The organism is Serratia sp. LTN-2 (assembly GCF_059740205.1).
Window position 1 is genome coordinate 193906 of the sequence record NZ_JCAXDO010000005.1, and the last position, 18502, is coordinate 212407.

Annotated in this window: 16 protein-coding genes; 7 read left to right on the plus strand and 9 right to left on the minus strand. The window is 61.8% G+C overall.

What is annotated here, in order from left to right:
- Both AC6BYQ_RS12785 and ebgR read right to left on the minus strand, forming a co-directional pair.
- Positions 1-558, minus strand: a 558-nt coding sequence (locus AC6BYQ_RS12785) for a sugar-binding domain-containing protein (RefSeq protein WP_498056970.1), incomplete at its 3' end; no start/stop codon positions are given.
- A gap of 167 nt (positions 559-725) precedes the next feature.
- Positions 726-1706 carry a transcriptional regulator EbgR gene (gene ebgR / locus AC6BYQ_RS12790; protein WP_498056971.1) on the minus strand — a complete coding sequence of 327 codons (981 nt, stop codon included), beginning with the start codon at positions 1704-1706 and terminating at the stop codon, positions 726-728.
- 337 nt (positions 1707-2043) lie between these two features.
- Between ebgR and ygjJ the strand changes: the two genes are divergently transcribed.
- Both ygjJ and ygjK read left to right on the plus strand, forming a co-directional pair.
- Entirely contained in the window at positions 2044-3114 is a 1071-nt protein-coding gene (ygjJ, locus tag AC6BYQ_RS12795) for a protein YgjJ (RefSeq protein ID WP_498056972.1), read from the plus strand.
- A gap of 17 nt (positions 3115-3131) precedes the next feature.
- Positions 3132-5501, plus strand: a complete 2370-nt coding sequence (gene ygjK, locus AC6BYQ_RS12800; RefSeq protein WP_498056973.1) for an alpha-glucosidase — start codon at positions 3132-3134, stop codon at positions 5499-5501.
- Positions 5502-5544: 43 nt separating this feature from the next.
- On the opposite strand, the gene AC6BYQ_RS12805 is transcribed toward ygjK, so the two are convergent.
- Together AC6BYQ_RS12805 and AC6BYQ_RS12810 are read right to left on the minus strand one after the other, a co-directional pair.
- Complete coding sequence (locus AC6BYQ_RS12805) at positions 5545-5970, minus strand: universal stress protein (RefSeq protein WP_498056974.1); 426 nt, start codon at positions 5968-5970, stop codon at positions 5545-5547.
- 147 nt (positions 5971-6117) lie between these two features.
- Positions 6118-6636, minus strand: a complete 519-nt coding sequence (locus tag AC6BYQ_RS12810) for a hypothetical protein (RefSeq protein WP_063919229.1) — start codon at positions 6634-6636, stop codon at positions 6118-6120.
- Positions 6637-6873: 237 nt separating this feature from the next.
- On the opposite strand from AC6BYQ_RS12810, the gene metQ reads away from it, so the two are divergent.
- The 5 genes from metQ (at position 6874) to lhgD (ending at position 12785) form a co-directional block, all read left to right on the plus strand.
- On the plus strand, positions 6874-7689 hold the full coding sequence (gene metQ / locus AC6BYQ_RS12815; RefSeq protein WP_498056975.1) for a methionine ABC transporter substrate-binding lipoprotein MetQ: 816 nt from the start codon (positions 6874-6876) through the stop codon (positions 7687-7689).
- 186 nt (positions 7690-7875) lie between these two features.
- On the plus strand, positions 7876-8910 hold the full coding sequence (locus tag AC6BYQ_RS12820; protein ID WP_498056976.1) for a TAXI family TRAP transporter solute-binding subunit: 1035 nt from the start codon (positions 7876-7878) through the stop codon (positions 8908-8910).
- A gap of 13 nt (positions 8911-8923) precedes the next feature.
- Positions 8924-10879, plus strand: a complete 1956-nt coding sequence (locus tag AC6BYQ_RS12825) for a TRAP transporter permease (RefSeq protein ID WP_498056977.1) — start codon at positions 8924-8926, stop codon at positions 10877-10879.
- Positions 10876-11595: a FadR/GntR family transcriptional regulator gene (locus AC6BYQ_RS12830; RefSeq protein ID WP_498056978.1), complete on the plus strand. Its 720-nt coding sequence runs from the start codon at positions 10876-10878 to the stop codon at positions 11593-11595. Before AC6BYQ_RS12825 ends, AC6BYQ_RS12830 begins: the two co-directional genes overlap by 4 nt.
- The gene (lhgD, locus tag AC6BYQ_RS12835; protein WP_498057026.1) at positions 11595-12785 is read left to right on the plus strand and encodes an L-2-hydroxyglutarate dehydrogenase; all 1191 of its coding nucleotides are present in this window, start codon (positions 11595-11597) and stop codon (positions 12783-12785) included. The genes AC6BYQ_RS12830 and lhgD overlap by 1 nt, the downstream gene beginning before the upstream one ends.
- 30 nt (positions 12786-12815) lie before the next feature.
- Here lhgD and AC6BYQ_RS12840 read toward each other — a convergent pair whose 3' ends face one another.
- From AC6BYQ_RS12840 to AC6BYQ_RS12860, 5 genes are all read right to left on the minus strand, one after another.
- Positions 12816-13580, minus strand: coding sequence for an SDR family oxidoreductase (locus AC6BYQ_RS12840; protein WP_498056979.1), 765 nt, complete (start codon positions 13578-13580; stop codon positions 12816-12818).
- 142 nt (positions 13581-13722) lie between these two features.
- Positions 13723-14643 carry a sugar ABC transporter substrate-binding protein gene (locus AC6BYQ_RS12845; protein WP_498056980.1) on the minus strand — a complete coding sequence of 307 codons (921 nt, stop codon included), beginning with the start codon at positions 14641-14643 and terminating at the stop codon, positions 13723-13725.
- 63 nt (positions 14644-14706) lie between these two features.
- Complete coding sequence (locus tag AC6BYQ_RS12850; RefSeq protein WP_049204184.1) at positions 14707-15747, minus strand: ABC transporter permease; 1041 nt, start codon at positions 15745-15747, stop codon at positions 14707-14709.
- 15 nt (positions 15748-15762) lie between these two features.
- The gene (locus AC6BYQ_RS12855; RefSeq protein ID WP_498056981.1) at positions 15763-17247 is read right to left on the minus strand and encodes a sugar ABC transporter ATP-binding protein; all 1485 of its coding nucleotides are present in this window, start codon (positions 17245-17247) and stop codon (positions 15763-15765) included.
- Positions 17248-17325: 78 nt separating this feature from the next.
- Positions 17326-18255 (minus strand): sugar ABC transporter substrate-binding protein, encoded by a 930-nt coding sequence (locus tag AC6BYQ_RS12860; protein ID WP_154746981.1) that lies wholly within the window; start codon positions 18253-18255, stop codon positions 17326-17328.
- Positions 18256-18502: the final 247 nt, after the last annotated feature.

Consider the following 18502-nt stretch of genomic DNA (forward strand, 5'->3'; position numbering starts at 1 on the left):
GATGTAGGTGGAATCGGCCCACTGCATCACCCGCACCGACAGCAGGTTCTCGCCCTGCCGCACATAGGGGCTGATGTCGAACTCGGCGCACAGTCGGCTGCCCTTGCTGAAGCCGACATAATGGCCGTTGACGTACACCTCGAAGTAGGTTTCCACGCCGTCGAATTTGATCAGCACTTGCTGATCCCGCCAGCCGGCGTCGAGCGTAAAGTGACGCTGATAGGCGCCGGTCGGGTTGTTGGTCGGCACGTAAGGCACGTCGATCGGGAACGGGAAGCCCTCGTCGGTGTACTGCAGGTGGCCGTGCCCTTCCAACTGCCACATACCCGGCACCGCCATATCGCCCCAGTCGCTCATCGGCTCACGGTAAAACGCCGCCGGCACCTGCGCCGGGTGATCGAAGAAGCGAAAGCGCCAACGGCCGCTCAGCAGCTGGAAACGCCGGCTGGCGTTGCGATCGAAGCTCAGCGCCTGCTCGGCGTCCGCGTAGCTGAAGAAGCTCGCGCGCGGCGCCAACCGGTGCTCCGACTGTTTTTCAATGTTTTCCCAATTATTCACGTCACGTCTCCCGACACCTGTGCAATGCGGAAACGATAGTAAATATTTAGTAAAAACTACAGCCGATATTTACCAAATGACGACAGGATCACAATAAATCTCAAATGCCTTTTTTTATCATGACGTTAATTTTGAGCGCCAACGCCCCCCGCCGAGGCGGGGGCCGGTCAGGCGACGGTGGTGTCGCGCAGCTGCAGCGAGCTGGGAACGAAGATCGACAGCGGGACGGCGCGTTCATCGCGCAGCCGCTCCACCAGCAGGTTGATGGCCTGTGCGCCCATGGTTTCCGAAGGGATGCGCACCGTGGACAAGGCGGGGAAAATAAAGCGGGCGGTGGGAATGTCGTTGACGCTGATCAGCGCAATCTGCCCCGGCACCTGGACGCCGTGTTCGTGCAGCGCGCGCAGCACGCCGATGGCGATCGAATCGGTCGCCACCAGCAGCGCCGGCGGATAGCCATTCTGGCTTTGCAACATCGCTTTGGCGCACTGGTAGCCCGACTGGCTGCTGAAATCGCCGTGGTAAATATCCTGCGGCCGCACCACGTTTCGCTGCCGGCCATACTCGACGAACGCCTGTTCGCGCTGGTCGATGCCCGCCGGATGGTCGCGCCCGCCGATAAAGCCGATGCGCTGATAGCCGCGGCCGATAAAGTAATCGATCACCTTGCGGCTGATCTTGTACAGGTCGACATTGACGCAGTCGAAACGTTCGTCGTCCACCACGCCGTCGATAAACACCACCGGCGCGTCCTGCAGCTTAAGCTGCTCATACAGCGCGGGCTGTGGCCGGCCGATCACCAGCAGGCCGTCGGCCGCCGGCAGCGCCTTGTCGCCGGTAAAGTCGTAACCGGCGCTCAGCGTCACGCCCAGTTTTTCGCACTGCGTTTCGATACCGTAGCGCATCGCCAGGTAATAGGGATCGTTGATCTCCACGCCCTGCGTATAGGTGAACAGCGCAGCAAAATGCAGGCGATGCCCGCTTTGCCGTTTGGAGGGTGCCACCTTGTATTCGAGGCGCTCCGCCGCTTCCAGGATCTTCTGGCGCGTTTGCGCCTTCACGCTCAGGGTGGGGTCGTCATTCAACACGCGCGAAACGGTGGCGACGGACACATTAGCGGCTTCAGCAATTTCCTTCAGTGTGGCCATAGAGTCCCAATGCACAGACGAAAAACGGTAGCTTAATCGGATAGCGGCGCGACGTACAGCGCCGCCCGCCCCCTCTCTTCCCAGACCGGGCCGGCGCTCGCTCATGCAAATCGTTGCCGGGCGCCTGCAGCGAAAGATACCCATTTCACCCGTTGTGATCAAGTTAACGATTTACTGATTAAAGCGTATTTTTTACTAAATACTTTACTAATATACCTGCCGTTTACCGCTCGCGATCGGGCGGACTTTATCTCTTCTCCCAGGGAGCCGGGAGCGACCTTGCGTGAGCCGCCGTTCGACTGACGCGCCGATCCATCCAACACCAGGCACATGCCCCATGACATCAATAAATCATCACGCCCTGTTGCCCTTATTACTGATACTCAGCGCGCCGGTCTGGGCGGCGCAGGAACCCGTTACCCCCGCGGAGCGCAATCAGCTGCCGCCGCCGCCGTTGTCCGATAGCGCCGCGACCGCCCTGCGCTTTTACGGCGAGCTCGGCATCGGCGGCAGCGTCTATTTGAACGGCGAACATCAGCATAAATACAGCGACGGCACCTACATCGAAGGCGGCCTCGAGATCAAACAGGGCCACTGGTTCGGCCTGATTTACGGCGAGGGCTGGACCGTCCAGGCCGACAGCCAGGGCCACGCCTGGACGCCCGGCCACAGCTGGGGCGGCTTCGAGGGTGGCCTGAACCGTTTCTACGGCGGTTACCGTACCGATGACGGCACCGAGATGATGCTTAGCGTACGCAACGACTCGTCGCTCGACGATCTGCAATGGTGGGGCGACTTCACGCCGGAGTACGGCTACGTGATCCCCAACACCCGCGATCTCAGCTACGCCGCCAAGCTGCAAAACCTGACCGGGCGCTTTCGCTACAGCGTGACGGCGGCGCCGGAAAGCCGCATCGACGAGAGCAAGGCGCTGCTGCACTTCGGCAAATACGACCGCTACTCCGACAAATACACCTACCGGGCGATGATCAACGGCTACACCCAATACGATCTGCAGGACAATCTGACGCTGCTGAACGGCCTGGAAGTGACCGACGGTCTGGGGCAGCTGTTTCTGCTGGGGCTGCGCGGCAAACACCTGGCCGGCCGCGTCTGGCACCACACCGGCAAAGGCGACAGCGGCGGCCACCCCGGCAGCGAGTCGGGCCTGATGCTCAGCGCGATGACGGAAACCGCCAAAGGGCTGTACCTCTCCACCGCCTACAGCTACGCCCGCCACCGGTTTGATCACGCGGCAGATACCGCCACCTCCTACGCCCAGTTCGGCGTCTGGTACGAATATGCCGGCGGTAAGCTGGCCACCGCGCTGGACAGCAAATTCTTTATGCGCAACGACAGCACCGGCGCCAGCAACTCGGTGTTTCTGATGCAATATTTCTATTGGTAACCGTTGAGGCCCCTACGATGAACATGACTCCCCTGACGCCGCTGGCCACCGCCCTCACCCTCGCGTTGACGCTGGCGGGCTGCACGCCGAAAACGCCCGACGCCCCGCTGGCCGAACGCTACCCAAACGTTATCGATCGCCACGGCGCGCCGCATTTTATGCTCGACTATGACTTCGACGATCATCAACGCTTCAACCCGTTCTTCGATCTCGGCGCCTGGCACGGCCACCTGTTGCCGAGCGGTCCGGAAGGCATGGGCGGCTTCCCCGGCCCGGCACTGCTGACCGAAGAATACATCAACTTTATGGCCAACAATTTCGATCGGCTCAGCGTATATCGCAACGGCAAGCCGGTGTCTTTCACCATGACGGCCTACAGTCTGCCCGGCGCCCTGGTGCAACGGCTCAACGCGCCGGGGGTGACCGTCAACCTGACGCTGCGCTTCGCCAGTGCGCGCACCTCGCTGCTGGAGACGCAAATTATCACCGATACACCGCTGGAGCTGGTGTGGGACGGCGAATTGCTGGAGCGCTACGCGGCCAAAGAGCAAAAACCGCAGCCGCCGGCGACCATCGAACAGGCGTTTCCGGACTACAAGCGCCGCATTGTGCCGACGGCGGACGGCCTGCGCGTCACCTTCGGCAAGGTGCGTGCGCCGTCGCAGCTGATGACTTCCGGCCAGTCCGAGTATCAGATCCATAAATCGCTGCCGCAGCGCACCGCGGTCGACGGCCACCGCTTCCGCGCCACGGCGCGCATCGCCGGCACCACCACGCTGTACACCACCTATTCGCATCTGCTCACCGCCGACGAGGCGCAGCGCGAACAGCGCGCTATCGCCGACATCCTCGCTCACCCGCAGCGCTATATGGCCGCGTCGGCCCAGCGTTGGCAACGCTATCTCGCCGCCGGGCTCCGCAACCCGCACGCCACGGCGGAACAAACCCGCGTGGCGGTCAAAGCGATAGAAACGCTGAACGGCAACTGGCGCGGCGCCGCCGGGGCGATGAAGTTCGACTCGGTCACCCCGTCGGTCACCGGGCGCTGGTTCTCCGGCAACCAAACCTGGCCGTGGGACACCTGGAAACAGGCCTACGCCATGGCGCACTTCAACCCGGACGTGGCCAAGGACAACATTCGCGCGGTGTTCGCCTTCCAGATTCGGCCGGGCGACGCTTTGCGGCCGTGGGACGCCGGTTTCCTGCCCGACCTTATCGCCTACAACCCCAGCCCGGAGCGCGGCGGGGACGGTGGCAACTGGAACGAACGTAACACCAAGCCGAGCCTGGCGGCCTGGGCGGTGATGGAGGTGTATCGCGTCACCGGCGATAAGGGCTGGCTGGCGGAGATGTACCCGAAGCTGGTGGCTTACCATGACTGGTGGCTGCGCAACCGCGATCACAACGGCAACGGCGTGCCGGAGTACGGCGCCACCCGCGACAAAGCGCACAATACTCCCGACGGGCGCATGCTGTTTACCGTCAAACGCGGGCAACGTGAGCAAACGCTGGCTGGCCTCAACAACTACGATCGCATCGTGCACAAGGGGCATTACGACAGTATCGCGATCCCGGCGCAAACCGCCGCCTCCTGGGAGTCGGGCCGCGACGATGCGGCAGTATTCGGCTTTATCGATCCGGATCAATTGGCGCGCTACGTGGCACAGGGCGGCAAACGCGAAGACTGGCAGGTGAAATTCGCCGAAAACCGCGCGCCCGACGGCACGCTGCTCGGCTACTCGCTGCTGCAGGAATCGGTGGATCAGGCCAGCTATATGTACAGCGACAACCGCTACCTGGCGGAGATGGCCGATATTCTGGGCCATGGCGCCGAGGCCGAGGCCTTCCGCGCCAAAGCCGATAAGCTGGCGGCCTATATCAACACCTGCATGTTCGATAAGCAGAGCGGTTTCTTCTACGACATTCGCATCGAAAGCCGGCCGTTGGCCAACGGCTGCGCCGGCAAACCGATCGTCGAACGCGGCAAAGGGCCGGAAGGCTGGTCACCGCTGTTCAACGGCGCCGCCAGCCAGCCGCACGCCGATGCGGTGGTCAGGGTGATGAAGGATCCGCGCGAGTTCAATACCTATGTGCCGCTCGGCACCGCGGCGCTGACCAACCCGGCGTTCGGCGCGGACATCTACTGGCGCGGCCGCGTGTGGGTCGATCAGTTGTATTTCGGCCTCAAGGGCATGGAACGCTACGGCTATCGCGACGACGCGGTAGCGATGGCGCAGGCCTTCTTCCGCCACGCCGACGGCCTGGTCGCCGACGGGCCGATCCGCGAGAACTACAACCCGCTCACCGGCAAACAGCAAGGCGCGCCGAACTTCTCCTGGAGCGCGGCGCATCTGTACATGTTGTATAACGACTTCTTCACGCAATAAGCCGCGGCGGCCACCGTCATTGTTGCCCGGCGGTGGCCCGCGTTTATGATCGGATCGGGATCACCAGCACGTCGGTATTCAGCTGGTTGATGGCGTTGCGGGTAGAAGAAAACAGGTTGCTCCACAGATCGTGGTGATGGCCGAACACCAGCAGATCGATGTTCTTGTCCACGACCGCCGTGCGCAGTTCGTCAACGAAGCCGCCGCGCCCGATAATCACTTCCGCGATCGGGTAATTGACGTTTTGCGTGGTGGGCTCCAGCTCTTTGCGGATCTTCTCTTCGAACGGTACACCGTCATAGCTGCGCTCCGAAAAGCCGATCGCCGCGTGGTAGGTGTCGTAATGGACGTCCACATAGATCAGCGAGAGTTTGGCCTGCAGCGCCTCCGCCAGCAGCGCTCCCTTTTCGACCAGCCGTTTGCCGTCATCGCTCAGATCGGTGGCGATGACAATATGTCTGTAACACATAACGCCTCCTGTCATGGACTCGGTAGAGACGAGGCTCCGATATCACGTCGGGGTCATATCGTTATGGTTAATTTTAGTTCAGAAATGGCGCGCCGGGCGGGTGGCGATGCGGTGGGAAAGCCCCGTCGCCGGGGCTGAAAGCAGAAATTACTTCTCGCGCTGCGCCTCAAACCAGACGTTGCACAGCGACAGGATCAGCGTGTTGGCGTCTTTCACCAGCACGTTATCGCCGGGCACCCCGTCGCTACCCTGATCGGTGATGCCTTTAATGGAGGTATCCGCGTGCTGAATGGCCACGCGCTCGACCGACGGCGTACTGATGCCCAGCATCGGGAAATCGATGTAGGAGCTGCTGCCGGCGTTGTCCTCGACGAACTCCTGCGCTTCTACGGTGCTGACCGTGGCCCCTTCGCTTTTCAGCGCCGTGCCGTTCCAGCTGAAGGCGTCCGCTTTATAACTGATTTTGCCGCCGATCAGGCTCTGCGCCTGCTGCTGATCCCAGCAGCCGGTGGTTTGGGTCGGCACGATCTTGCTGACGCGCCAGTTGCCCAGCAGCTGTTTGGGGATCGGCCCGGTATCGCTCTCCGCCGCCCGAACCTGAGTCGCCGAGACGCAGGCCAACACCACCAGCGGCAGCAGCGCCTTGCTCCAAGTGTTCAATCGCATTGTCTATTCCTTCGTTTCAGTACCCAGTCTGCCCCTTGTGGGCCAACGGCTATCATAATAAGCCCGCCGATTCGCCGTCAAAACAATCCGCACCGCGCCAGGCGGCGGGCGCTCATAGCTAATCGCTATGAGTCATAGTGAATCAGTATTTTGTTTTAGCCCAGCGATTACCTACAGTCACTGCCACTATTCTGCCCGCCAAAATTAGCAGGCAATGTTGACAAGGACCCTGGGAAAATGACATTTACGCTGAAAAACCTCACCCTGGCGCTGGCCACCGCCGGCACGCTGCTGCTGACCGCCTGCGGCCCCACCGCGCAGGACGATCACCACATCAAGGTCGGCATCAGCGCCGGTATCGATCAGTCGCTGTGGGCGGTGGTGCAAAAGGTTGCCAAGCAGAAATACGATCTGGACGTGGAGGTGGTGACCTTCAACGACTACGTGCTGCCGAACGAAGCGCTGAACAACGGCGATCTGGACGTTAACGCCTTCCAGCACAAGCCGTATCTGGACAAGCAGATGCAGGAGCGCGGCTACAAGCTGGCGGCGGTGGGCAACACCTTCGTCTACCCGATCGCCGGCTACTCGAAGAAGATCACCGCGCTCAGTCAGCTGCCGGACGGCGCGCAGGTGGCGGTGCCGAACGATCCGACCAACCTGGGCCGCTCGCTGTTGCTGTTGCAAAAACAGGGGCTGATTACCCTGAAAGACGGCGTCGGCCTGCTGCCGACCGCGCTGGATATCGTCAGCAACCCGAAAAAGCTGAAGATCGTCGAGATTGAAGCACCGCAGCTGCCGCGCGCGCTGGACGATCAGAAGGTAACGCTGGCGATCATCAACACCAACTACTCCAGCCAGATTGGCCTGTCGCCGGCCAAGGACGGGCTGTTTGTCGAAGACAAAAACTCCCCGTACGTCAACATCTTCGCCAGCCGCATCGACAACAAAGACAGCGAGAAAGTGAAAGATCTGGTCAAGGCCTATCAGACCGACGAAGTGGCGGCCAGCGCCGCCGAAATCTACAAAGGCGACGCCGTCAAAGGCTGGTAACGCTCTCCCGTATGCCCGTGGCGCCAGGCCACGGGTTTTGCATTCCCCCTCCCCACCGCGCCGTTCACTTTTCACCCACCCAGATCACAAATCAAACACTGCGCTTTAGGTGAATAAAGCTGCCATGTTGTATACAAGTTTGCGTAAATGTTTTCTATTTGTTTCAAAAAACCGCTGGGGAAAATAATGAAAAATAGAAAAATCAAAACGTTGCTTGTTACCTGCGCCGTGGTCGGCGCCGCGTTGCTGGCCATCGCCGGTAAAGCGGAAAACGCCGACAAAACCTTCCTCTCCGTCGCCACCGCCTCCACCGGCGGCACCTACTACCCGATGGGCGTCGGGCTGGCCAACGTCTGGAGCAACCGGCTGAAGCATCAGGGGATCCAGGTGACCGGTCAGTCCTCCGCCGGTTCGATCGAGAATATCGACCTGCTGCAAAAAGACGAAGCGCAGCTGGCGATTCTACAGAGCCTGATCGCCGTTGAAGCCTATCAGGGCGTGCGCAACTTCAACGGCCGCGCCGACCGCGAGCTGCGATCCATCTCCATGCTGTGGCCCAACGTCGAACACTTCGTGATGCTGGAAAGCCGGGTGAAAGACGGCACGCTGAACGATATCACCGGCACGCGCTTTTCCGTCGGGCCGCAGGCCAGCGGCACCGAGCAGTCGACGATGATCATCCTGCAGGGCGTCAAGCTGAGCAAAAAATCGCTGTCGGCGGAATACCTCGGCTATGGCGATACGGTGTCCGCGATGCGCGACGGGCGCCTGGACGGCGGCGCCCTGCCCGCAGGGGTGCCGGCGGCCGCCGTCACCGACATGTACGCCAGCGGCGTGCCGGCGCGCATCCTGGAAGTCACCGACGAGCAGCTGGCCAGCATCAACGCCATCGCCAACTCCTGGTTTCGGTTCGACATCAAAGCGGATACCTACCCGCGCCAGCCCAAGGCGGTCGCCACCATCGCGCAGCCCAACATTCTGGTGGCCCTCAGCCGGCTCGACGAAAAGCGGGTATACGACCTGACCAAAACGATGTTCGAGAACCTGCCGGAAGTGCACCAGGTGCACAGCTCGGCCAAATACATCTCGCTGGAAAACGCGCTGAAAGGCGTTTCGGTGCCGCTGCACCTCGGTGCCTATCGCTACTACCGCGAAGCCGGCGTCGAGATACCCGATTATCTGATCCCGCCGGAAGCCACCGCGCTGGCCGCCAACCCATAATCCAGGAGGACGTATGAGCACTCACTCTTCTTCACCGCAGCCCGCCGTCGATCTGGACAAGGAAGCCGGCGCCGGCAGCCGGCCGCTGAGCGGCGTCTATCTGCAGTTGGCGACCGTCCTGGCGATCGCCATTTCCGCCTACGCCATCTACGCCAACGCGCTGTCCAACACCCAAGAGTTCTATCGCAACACCACCTTCCTGAGCGGCATTCTGATCCTGGGCTTTATCCTGTTCCCGTTTTCAGCTCGCCACGCCACCCGCAGCTTCAACCGTTGGGACTATCTGTTCATCATCCTGACGCTGGTCAGCTACGGCTATTTCTACGTTAACTATGTCGATCTGCACGTGGTACGCAAGAGCATTCCCAACACCACCGATTACGTCATGGCGGCGATCGGCATCGGCGTCCTGTTCGAAGCCGCGCGCCGCACCACCGGCTATTTCATTCCCGGCCTGGCGACCTTCGCCATCGTTTATGCGCTGTTCGGCCAGTATTTCATGGGCATTTTCGGCCACGGCGGTTTCTCGGTGGAGCGCCTGCTGTACCGGCTGTTTATGACCAGCGAAGGGATTTTCGGCATCACCCTGTCCACCGCCTCCACCGCCATCGTGGTGTTTATTCTGTTCGGCGCCTTTCTCAGCGTCAGCGGCGCGACCGCGCTGTTCAACGATCTGGCGCTGGCCGCCGCCGGACGCCGCCGCGGCGGCCCGGCCCAGGTGGCGGTGATCTCGTCGGCGCTCACCGGCTCGTTGAGCGGCAGCGCGGTGGCCAACGTCGCCACCACCGGCACCTTCACCATTCCGCTGATGAAAAGCATCGGCCTGTCGCCTCGCTTCGCCGGCGCCGTTGAGGCCACCGCCTCCACCGGCGGCATGATCATGCCCCCCATCATGGGCGCGGCGGCATTTATCATGGCCGGCTTCCTCGGCATCTCATACACCACCATCGTCATCGCCGCCATCGTGCCGGCGCTGCTCTATTACGCCGCGCTGATCATGGCCATCGATCTGGAAGCCAAGAAACAGGGCCTGAAGGGCATCAGCAAAGAGAACATTCCCCAGGTGCGCGCAGTGCTGAAGGCGCGCGGGCTGTTGCTGCTGCCGCTCGTCATCGTCATCGGCACGCTGCTGCTGGGCAAAACGCCGATCTACGCCGGCTTTCTCGGCATTATTTCGATCATCGCCGCCAGCTGGCTCACCCCCGACAGCTCGGTACGCATGACGCCGAAAAAAATCGCACTGGCCCTGAACGACGCAGCGCGCGGCTCGATTCAGGTCACCATCGCCTGCGCCGCCATCGGCGTGATCATCTGCGTGGTGACTATGACCGGCATCGGCTCGACGCTGGCGTTCAACATCGTCGCCATGACCGACAACACCCTGTGGATGATCCTGCTGGTGGTGATGCTGGTGTGCATCGTGCTCAGCATGGGGCTGCCCTCCACCGCGCTCTACATCGTGGTGGCGGTCACCGTGTCGCCGATCCTGATCAAGGCCGGCGTGCTGCCGCTGGCGGCGCACTTCTTCGTGTTCTGGTTCGGCGCACTGTCCAACATCACGCCGCCGGTGGCGCTGGCCAGCTACACCGCCGCCAGCATCGCCCGCGCCGATCCGATGCAAACCTCGTGGGATGCGGTGCGCCTGGCGCTGCCGGGCTTTATCATTCCGTTCATTCTGGTCTACAACCCGATGCTGCTGATGCAGGGCGACGATCTCAATCCGCTGTCGGTGCTGCATATGGTGATCAGCGCGCTGGTGGGGATCTACGCGCTGTCGATCGCCAGCGCCAATTTTTGGCTGATGAAAACCCATTGGCTGGAGCGGGTGCTGTTTACCACGGCGGCGATTTTGCTGATCAAACCGGGCCTGATGACCGATCTGGGCGGCGCGGCCCTGATCGCCGGCGCCGCCGCCATGCACCTGCTGCGCTATAAGCAGCGCGCAGCGCTGCCAGGGGGCGCGTCATGATCCGCAAAGTGACGCGCCAGAAAGCCTCTCATCAAGTGCTGGCGCAGCTGAAAGCCGGCATCAACGACGGCACCTTTCCGGTCGGCGAGAAGCTGCCGTCGGAAAATGTGTTGGCGGACGCGTTCGGCGTCAGCCGGGTGCCGGTGCGCGAGGCGCTCGGCGTGCTGGAGGTCAGCGGCATCATCTCCTCACGCCAGGGCGGCGGCCATCGGGTGGAACAGCATTCGCTGCTGAGCAAATACGAGCCGCTGGTGATGGAAATCGCCGACCGCCGTGAGGTGGAGGCACTGTTGGAAATGCGCGAAGTCATGGAGCAGCAGGCGGCACGCATGGCCGCCGAGCGCCGCACCGAACAGGAATTGCAGGCGATCGAACAGGCGCACCTCGCCTTTCGTCACTGCACGCTGAACGACGGCCAGATCGGCTATCGGCAGGACTACCTGTTTCACCGCGCCATCATGCTGGCTTCACATAACCCGTTTTTCGTGCAGATCCTCGATAACATGCACGAGCTGTATCTGGGGGTGCTGGTGTACTCGCTCAGCAAAAATCGGGGGCGGCAGGCCGAGCGCCAGCGGGTGATCGACGAACATGAGCGGGTGTTTATCGCCATTCGCGACCGCGATGCGGCGGCGGCCACCGCCGCCATGCAAAATCATTTGAACAACGTGCGCGGCAAATTACGCCGCCTGGAAAACGAGGAGCAAAAGCCGTGATGTACGACGCGATCGTGATCGGTGCCGGCCTGGTGGGGCTTGGCGTGGTGAATGCGCTGCAGGAAGCGGATCCGCAGCGGCGCATTCTGGTGTTGGAAAAAGAGCGCGGCCCGGCGGCGCACCAAAGCGGCCACAACAGCAACGTGGTGCACTCCGGCATTTACTACGCGCCCGGCAGCCTGAAAGCGCAGTTGGCAAAACAAGGCAACCGCAGCATGTTCGCCTTTTGCCGCGAACACGACCTGTATCACGACCAGTGCGGCAAGGTGATCGTCGCCACCCAGCTGAACGAGCTGGAGCGGCTGGAGAATATCTATCAGCGCGGCCTGCAGAACGGCCTGCAGGTCACCCGGCTGTCGCAGGCGCAGCTGCGGGAGCGTGAACCGCACGTTAACGGCCTCGAGGCATTGCTGGTGCCCGACGCCGGTATCGTCAACTACGCGGAGGTGGCCGCCAAGCTGGCGGAGATCATTGTGCGGCGCGGCGGCGAAATCGCTTACGGCCATCAGGTCGAGGCCATTCGCGAGCACGCCGCCGGCGTCACCGTCACCGCCGCCGGCGACACCTTCGAAGGACGGGTGCTGGTCAACTGCGCGGGGTTGTTCAGCGATCGCATCGCCAAACTGGCCGGTTACGAAACCGGCATGAAGATCGTACCCTTCCGTGGCGAATACTATGTGCTGGACGAGGCGAAAAACCACCTGGTCAACCATCTTATCTACCCGGTGCCCAATCCGGACTTCCCGTTCCTCGGCGTGCATTTCACCCGCATGTACAACGGCAAGCGCGACGTCGGCCCCAATGCGGTGCTGGCCTTCAAACGCGAAGGCTACCGCAAGTGCGACTTCAGCCTGCGCGATCTGAGCGAGGTGCTCGGCTATCGCGGCTTTTGGAAAATCGCCGGCAACTACCTCGGCGAAGGGCTGGCGGAAATGCGCCGTTCGCTGTCGCGCCGCCGTTTCGCCGACAACGCCCGCCGGCTGATCCCGGCGCTGCAAGAGCAGGATATCCGGCCTGGGCCGGCCGGGGTGCGCGCCCAGGCGTTGACCGCCGACGGCAAGCTGGTGGACGATTTCCACTTCGTACAGGGAAAACGCTCGCTGCACGTGTGCAATGCCCCCTCCCCGGCGGCGACCGCCTCGCTGGAGATCGGCCGCGAGATCGTACGCCGCCACCTGTCCGCTTTCTGACGCCCGCTGAAGCCGCGGGCGCCTGTGGCCTCAGCCGCGCTGGATGGACACCCCGCCGTCCACCAGCATCGCGGTGCCGGTGACGAATGAAGAAGCGTCAGACGCCAGATACAGCGCCGCCTGCGCGACCTCCTCCGGCCTCGCCAGCCGCTTGAGCGCGTGCAGATCGGCCACCTGCGCCAAGGCCTCCGGGGTAGCGCTCATCTGCCGCCCCATCGCGGTATCGGTGCCCCCCGGCAGCAGCGCGTTCACCCGAATGCCGCGCCCGCCAAACTCCACCGCCAGCGCCTGCGTCAGGCCAATCAGCCCCGATTTGCTGGCCGCATAGGCCGCCGTGCCGGGAAACGCCGCAGTGTGGCCGACGAAGGTGGAGGTGAAGATCAGCGAGCCCGCGCCGCGCGCCAGCATGGCGGGGATTTGATATTTGGCGCTGTAGTAAGCGCTGGACAGGTTGGTTTCCAGCACCTCGCGCCACTCTGAGGCGGTGAGCGCCAACGACGGCCCCAGCGGCCCCAAGGTGCCGGCGTTGTTAAAAGCGATATCCAGCCCGCCGAACTCGCCGACCGCTGTCGCCGCCAGCCGTTCGGCGAAGGCTTCGTCGCGCACGTCACCGACTACCGCCAACGCCCGGCCGCCCTCGCGCCGAATGTCCCCCACCAGTTCAGCCAGCAGCCGCTCGCGGCGGGCGCCCAACACCAGCGCCGCCCCCTGCCGGGCGAACAACAGCGCCGCCGCTTTGCCGATCCCCGAACTGGCGCCGCCGATCACCGCCACCTTACCGTTCAATGCGTTCATCGCTCATCCTCACGCGGTTTAAAGACCTCCAGTGTGAGGCAAGATTCGGCGCCGCGCTGGCCACAAGCGGACATGTAACTGACGCCAACAATAAGAAAGGCGCTGCAAGCAGCGCCCCGACAAAGCGAATCTCACGGCGAACTCAGGGTTTGGCCGCGTATTTCTCCTGATTGGCCGGCGTCACCAGCTCGAACGGGATCCAGTAATACGGCTCGAGCTTTTCGCCGTTGATCATGCGCTGCGCCACCTCGACCGACGCCTTGCCCTGACCGATCGCGTCCTGGAACACCGTGACCTGCATCTTGCCGGAAGCCAGCGCCTTGAGGCCGTCCGGCGTGGCGTCGATGCCGCCGATCAGCACCTTTTTGTCCGCCTTGCCCGCCTGCCGCAGCGCCATGATCGCGCCGATCGCCATCTCATCGTTGTTGGCGGCGACGATGTCGATCGCTTCGCCATTGGTCAGCCAGTTCATCATCAGATCCATCCCCTCACTGCGTGAATAGTTGGCGCTCTGCTTCTGCACCACCTTCATCTTCGGGTATTTGGCCACCACCTGCTCCACGTCTTTGGTGCGCTGCAAGGCGCCGGCGTCGGTCAGGTTGCCGATCATCACCGCCACGTTGCCCTGATAGTTGGCCAGCCGCGCCAGTTCTTCCATCTGCAGCGTGCCGGATTCCCGCTCGTCGGAGCCGACGAACACCACGCCCGGCGGCAGTTTGGCGTCGCCCGGCGTGCGGTTCACGTACACCAGCGGCACGCCGGCGGCCTGTGCCATTTTGGTCATCACCGGCGTGCTGGCCGAGTTGACCGGATCGACGATAATCGCGTCCACCCCGGCGCTGATAAAGCTCTGCACCTGATCGGTCTGGCGGCCGACGTCGCCGCGCGCATCCTCGAACTGCGCGGTGATGCCACGCGCCTTGGCCTCCTGGTCGATCGCCTGGCGGATGATAGTGAGGAAGTTCTGGTCGAAATAGGCCATCGATACGCCGATGGTTTGCGCCCATGCCGGGGTGGACGCACACAGCGCCACCGCCAGCCACAGCCCTTTCAGGTAGTTCATGATGCGTCCCCCGGTAAAAAAAGACCGCCGGCCAACCTGGCGCCGGCGGCAATTCCACGGCAATCAGTGTTTTTTGCGGTTGCGCCGCATGTCGATCGACACGGCGGCGACGATAATCACGCCTTTGATGATGTCCTGAATGTAAGAGTCGACGCCGATAAAGGTGAAGCCGCTTTTGATAAGACCGAGGATCACCGCGCCGATCAGCGTGCCGGTGATGCGCCCGACGCCGCCCATCAGGCTGCTGCCGCCGATCACCGCCGCAGCGATGGCGTCCAGTTCATAAGACATTCCCATGCTCGACTGGCCGCTGCTGACGCGCGCCGCCAGCACCACCCCCGCCAACCCCGCCAGGCCACCGGCGATGGTGTAAACCGTCACCAGATACTTATTGACGTTGATGCCGGAGACCCGCGCCGAGGTCATGTTGCCGCCGATGGCGTAGATGTATTTGCCGTAGCGGGTGTGCTTGAGTGCGATATGGAAGATCACCGCAATCACCAGGAAGATGATCACCGGCATCGCGCCCTGGCCGATTGACGTAAAGCCGTCCGACAGGAAGCTGACCGGGTTGCCCTTGGTGTAGTACTGCGCCAGGCCGCGCGCCGACACCATCATCCCCAGCGTGGCGATGAACGGAGGGATGCCGGTGCGGGTGATCAGGAAGCCGTTGATAAAGCCGCAGACAATGCCCACCCCAATCCCCGCGCCGATCGGAATTGCCGCCGGCAGATCGAGCAGCCCCGGGTACATCGGCGAGATGCTGTCCGAAGTCTGCGCCAGGCTGGCCGCCACCACGGCGGTCAACGCAATCAGCGAGCCGGAGGAGAGATCGATACCGGTGGTGATGATCACCTGGGTGACGCCCACCGCGATGATGCCGATGATCGCCACCTGCAGCACGATCAGCAGCAGGCGGTTCGGGTTCAGCAGGAACGACTGATCGCGCATGTACCAGCCGAGGATTTCGAAGATCAGCGCAATGCCGATCATCACGATGAAGATGCCGGTATCCTTCGGCATTTTGCCGCTCAGCCCGGAGAACAGCCCTCCCTTGCCCGTTGAATCGGCGGAGAGCGGCTTCTCAATCTTTACGTTACTCATGATGTTCACCCTTCGTTATTCTGAGGCCAGCGCCAGGATCTTCTCCTGATCCGCGTCGTCTTTATCCAAAATGCCGGTGATGCGGCCGCCGTGCATCACCATCACCCGGTCGCTCATGCCGAGGATCTCCGGCAGTTCGGAGGAAACCAGAATGATGGCGACGCCGCGGTTGGCCAGCTCGCTGATCAGGCGGTAGATCTCCGCTTTCGCCCCCACGTCGATGCCGCGCGTCGGTTCGTCGAGGATCAGGATTTTCGGCTGCGCCAGCAGCCAGCGCGCAATCAGCACCTTTTGCTGGTTGCCGCCGCTGAGGTTATTGATGATCTGATCCATGGTCGGCGTTTTGATGTTGAGCTTCTTGATCTGCGCCATGCAGTCTTTGGCCATCTGCACGTGGCTGACGAAACCGTTCTTGCCGATGTACTCCGACAGGTTGACGATGCTCATGTTCTCGACCACCGACAGCACCAGAAACAGGCCGGATTTCTTGCGGTCTTCGGTGAGGAACGCCAGCCCGCTCTCGATCGCTTTGGCCGGGGAGTCCACCTTTACCGCCTGGCCTTCGATAAAGATCTCGCCGCCGTCCGCCGGGTGCATGCCAAACAGGCTTTCCATCACTTCGCTGCGCCCGGCGCCCACCAGCCCGGCGACGCCGAGGATCTCGCCGCGTTTGACGCTGAACGACACGTCATGAAACCAGCCGCTGCGGCGCAGCCCCGCCACCCGCAGCACTTCCTCGCCGATGTTGTTGTTGAATTTGGGGAACATCTGCGTCAGTTCGCGCCCCACCATCATGGCGATCAGCGACTGTTTGGTCAGGTTCTCGGTCTTGTCGCAGGCGATGAAGGTACCGTCGCGGAAGATGCTCACTTCATCGGTGATGGCGAAGATCTCGTCCATCTTGTGGCTGATATAGATGATGCCTTTGCCCTGCTCGCGCAGTTCGCGAATGATGGTGAACAGGTGCACCACTTCGCCTTCGGTCAGCGCCGAGGTCGGTTCGTCCATGATCAGCACGTCGGCGTTGTAGGACACCGCCTTAGCGATCTCCACCATCTGCTGGTTGGCGATGCTCAGCTCGCCCACCAGCGTTTCCGGCTGCAGTTTGATGTTCAGCCGCGCCAGCAGCTCGCGGGTCTGCTCGTTCAGCTGCTCGTTGTTGACAAACCCCAGCCGCGCCGGCTCGCGCCCCAGCCAGATGTTTTCCGCCACCGTCATGTAGGGCACCAGGTTCAGCTCCTGGTGGATCATGGAAATGCCCGAATGCAGCGCCTGCAGCGTGTCGCTGAAGGTGACCGGCCGGCCTTTGATTTTGATCGAGCCTTCGTCCGGGTGGTAGATGCCAATCAGGCATTTCATCAGCGTCGATTTGCCCGCGCCGTTTTCCCCCATCAGCGCGTGCACGCTGCCGGGTTTGATTTTAATCGAGACCTTATCCAGCGCTTTGACGCCGGGGAACTGCTTGCTGATGCCTTCGGCCTCAAGAACATAAGGGTACATACCGCTTACCTCCGCACTGACCCACGTTTTCCGCCGCAGGCGCCCCACACCGGCGGCGCCTGCGACAGGCTTCAAGGCTTATTTCTTGTTTTTATCGGCGAATTGCTGGTAATTGGCCTGGGTGATCAGCTGGTAAGGGATCAGCACGTTGCTCTCCACTTTCTCGCCTTTCACCAGTTGCATGGCGGTCTGCACCGCGCCCTCGCCCTGGCCTTTGGCGTCCTGGAACACGCTCAGCGCCAGATCGCCCTTCTTGATGAACTCCAGCGCGTCCGGCGTGCCGTCAACGCCGGCCACCAGCACGCCGGATTTCTTGGCTTGCTTCAGCGCCAAAATAGCGCCGATGGCCATTTCGTCGTTGTTGGAAGCGATGGCGTCGATCTGCTGGCCGGACAAAATCCAGTCGGTGGTGACGTCCACCGCCTCTTTGCGGAAGAACTTGGCGGTTTGCTTATCGATTATCTTGATGTCGGGGTAATTGGCCGCCACCTCTTCCACGCCGCGGGTGCGGTCGCGCGTGGCTTCACTCGACAGCTCGCCCATCAGGATCATTACGTTGCCCTTGCCGTTCATCAGCTTGGCCAACGCTTCCATCTGCAGCTTGCCGGCCAGCTTGGAGTCGGAGCCGACGTAGGCCATGCCGGCCGGCAGCGCCACTTCCGGCTTGCGGTTGACGAATACCAGCGGGATCTTGGCCTTCTCGGCCAGCTTGATCATCGGCTTGACGCCCTGAGTATCCACCGGGTTGAGGATGATGGCGTCGACGCCCTGGCTGACGAAGTTCTCGATTTGTTGAATTTGCTGCGCGATGTCGCCCTTGGCGTCTTCGAACTGACCGCTGACGTTGCCGTCGGCTTTCATTTTGTTTTGCATCGACTGGCGCAGAATGGTGAGGAAGTTGTCATCGAAGTAAGCCATGGAAACGCCGATCTTGATGTCTTTCGCCAACACGCTGGCCGGCAGCATGCACATCAGTACCGAGGCGGCGATCAGTTTCTTCAGCTTCATGTTCGTTACCCTTTAATCGTTAGAATGAAGAGGTCTGTTGGTTGACAGCTAATGAAAAATATTTTTTACATTCAAACAACAATACGGTCGGTATTATCCCTTTGATACGGCGAATTTACCGCGTCATCGCCGCATTAAGGCCGTGAACAAAATGGTGATCGATATCTCAAAACAGATTAAAAACAATTAATTGAAATAAACCCCTGGCACAGCAAGCGACGCTGGCATCGCATTTTTAAATGTTTAT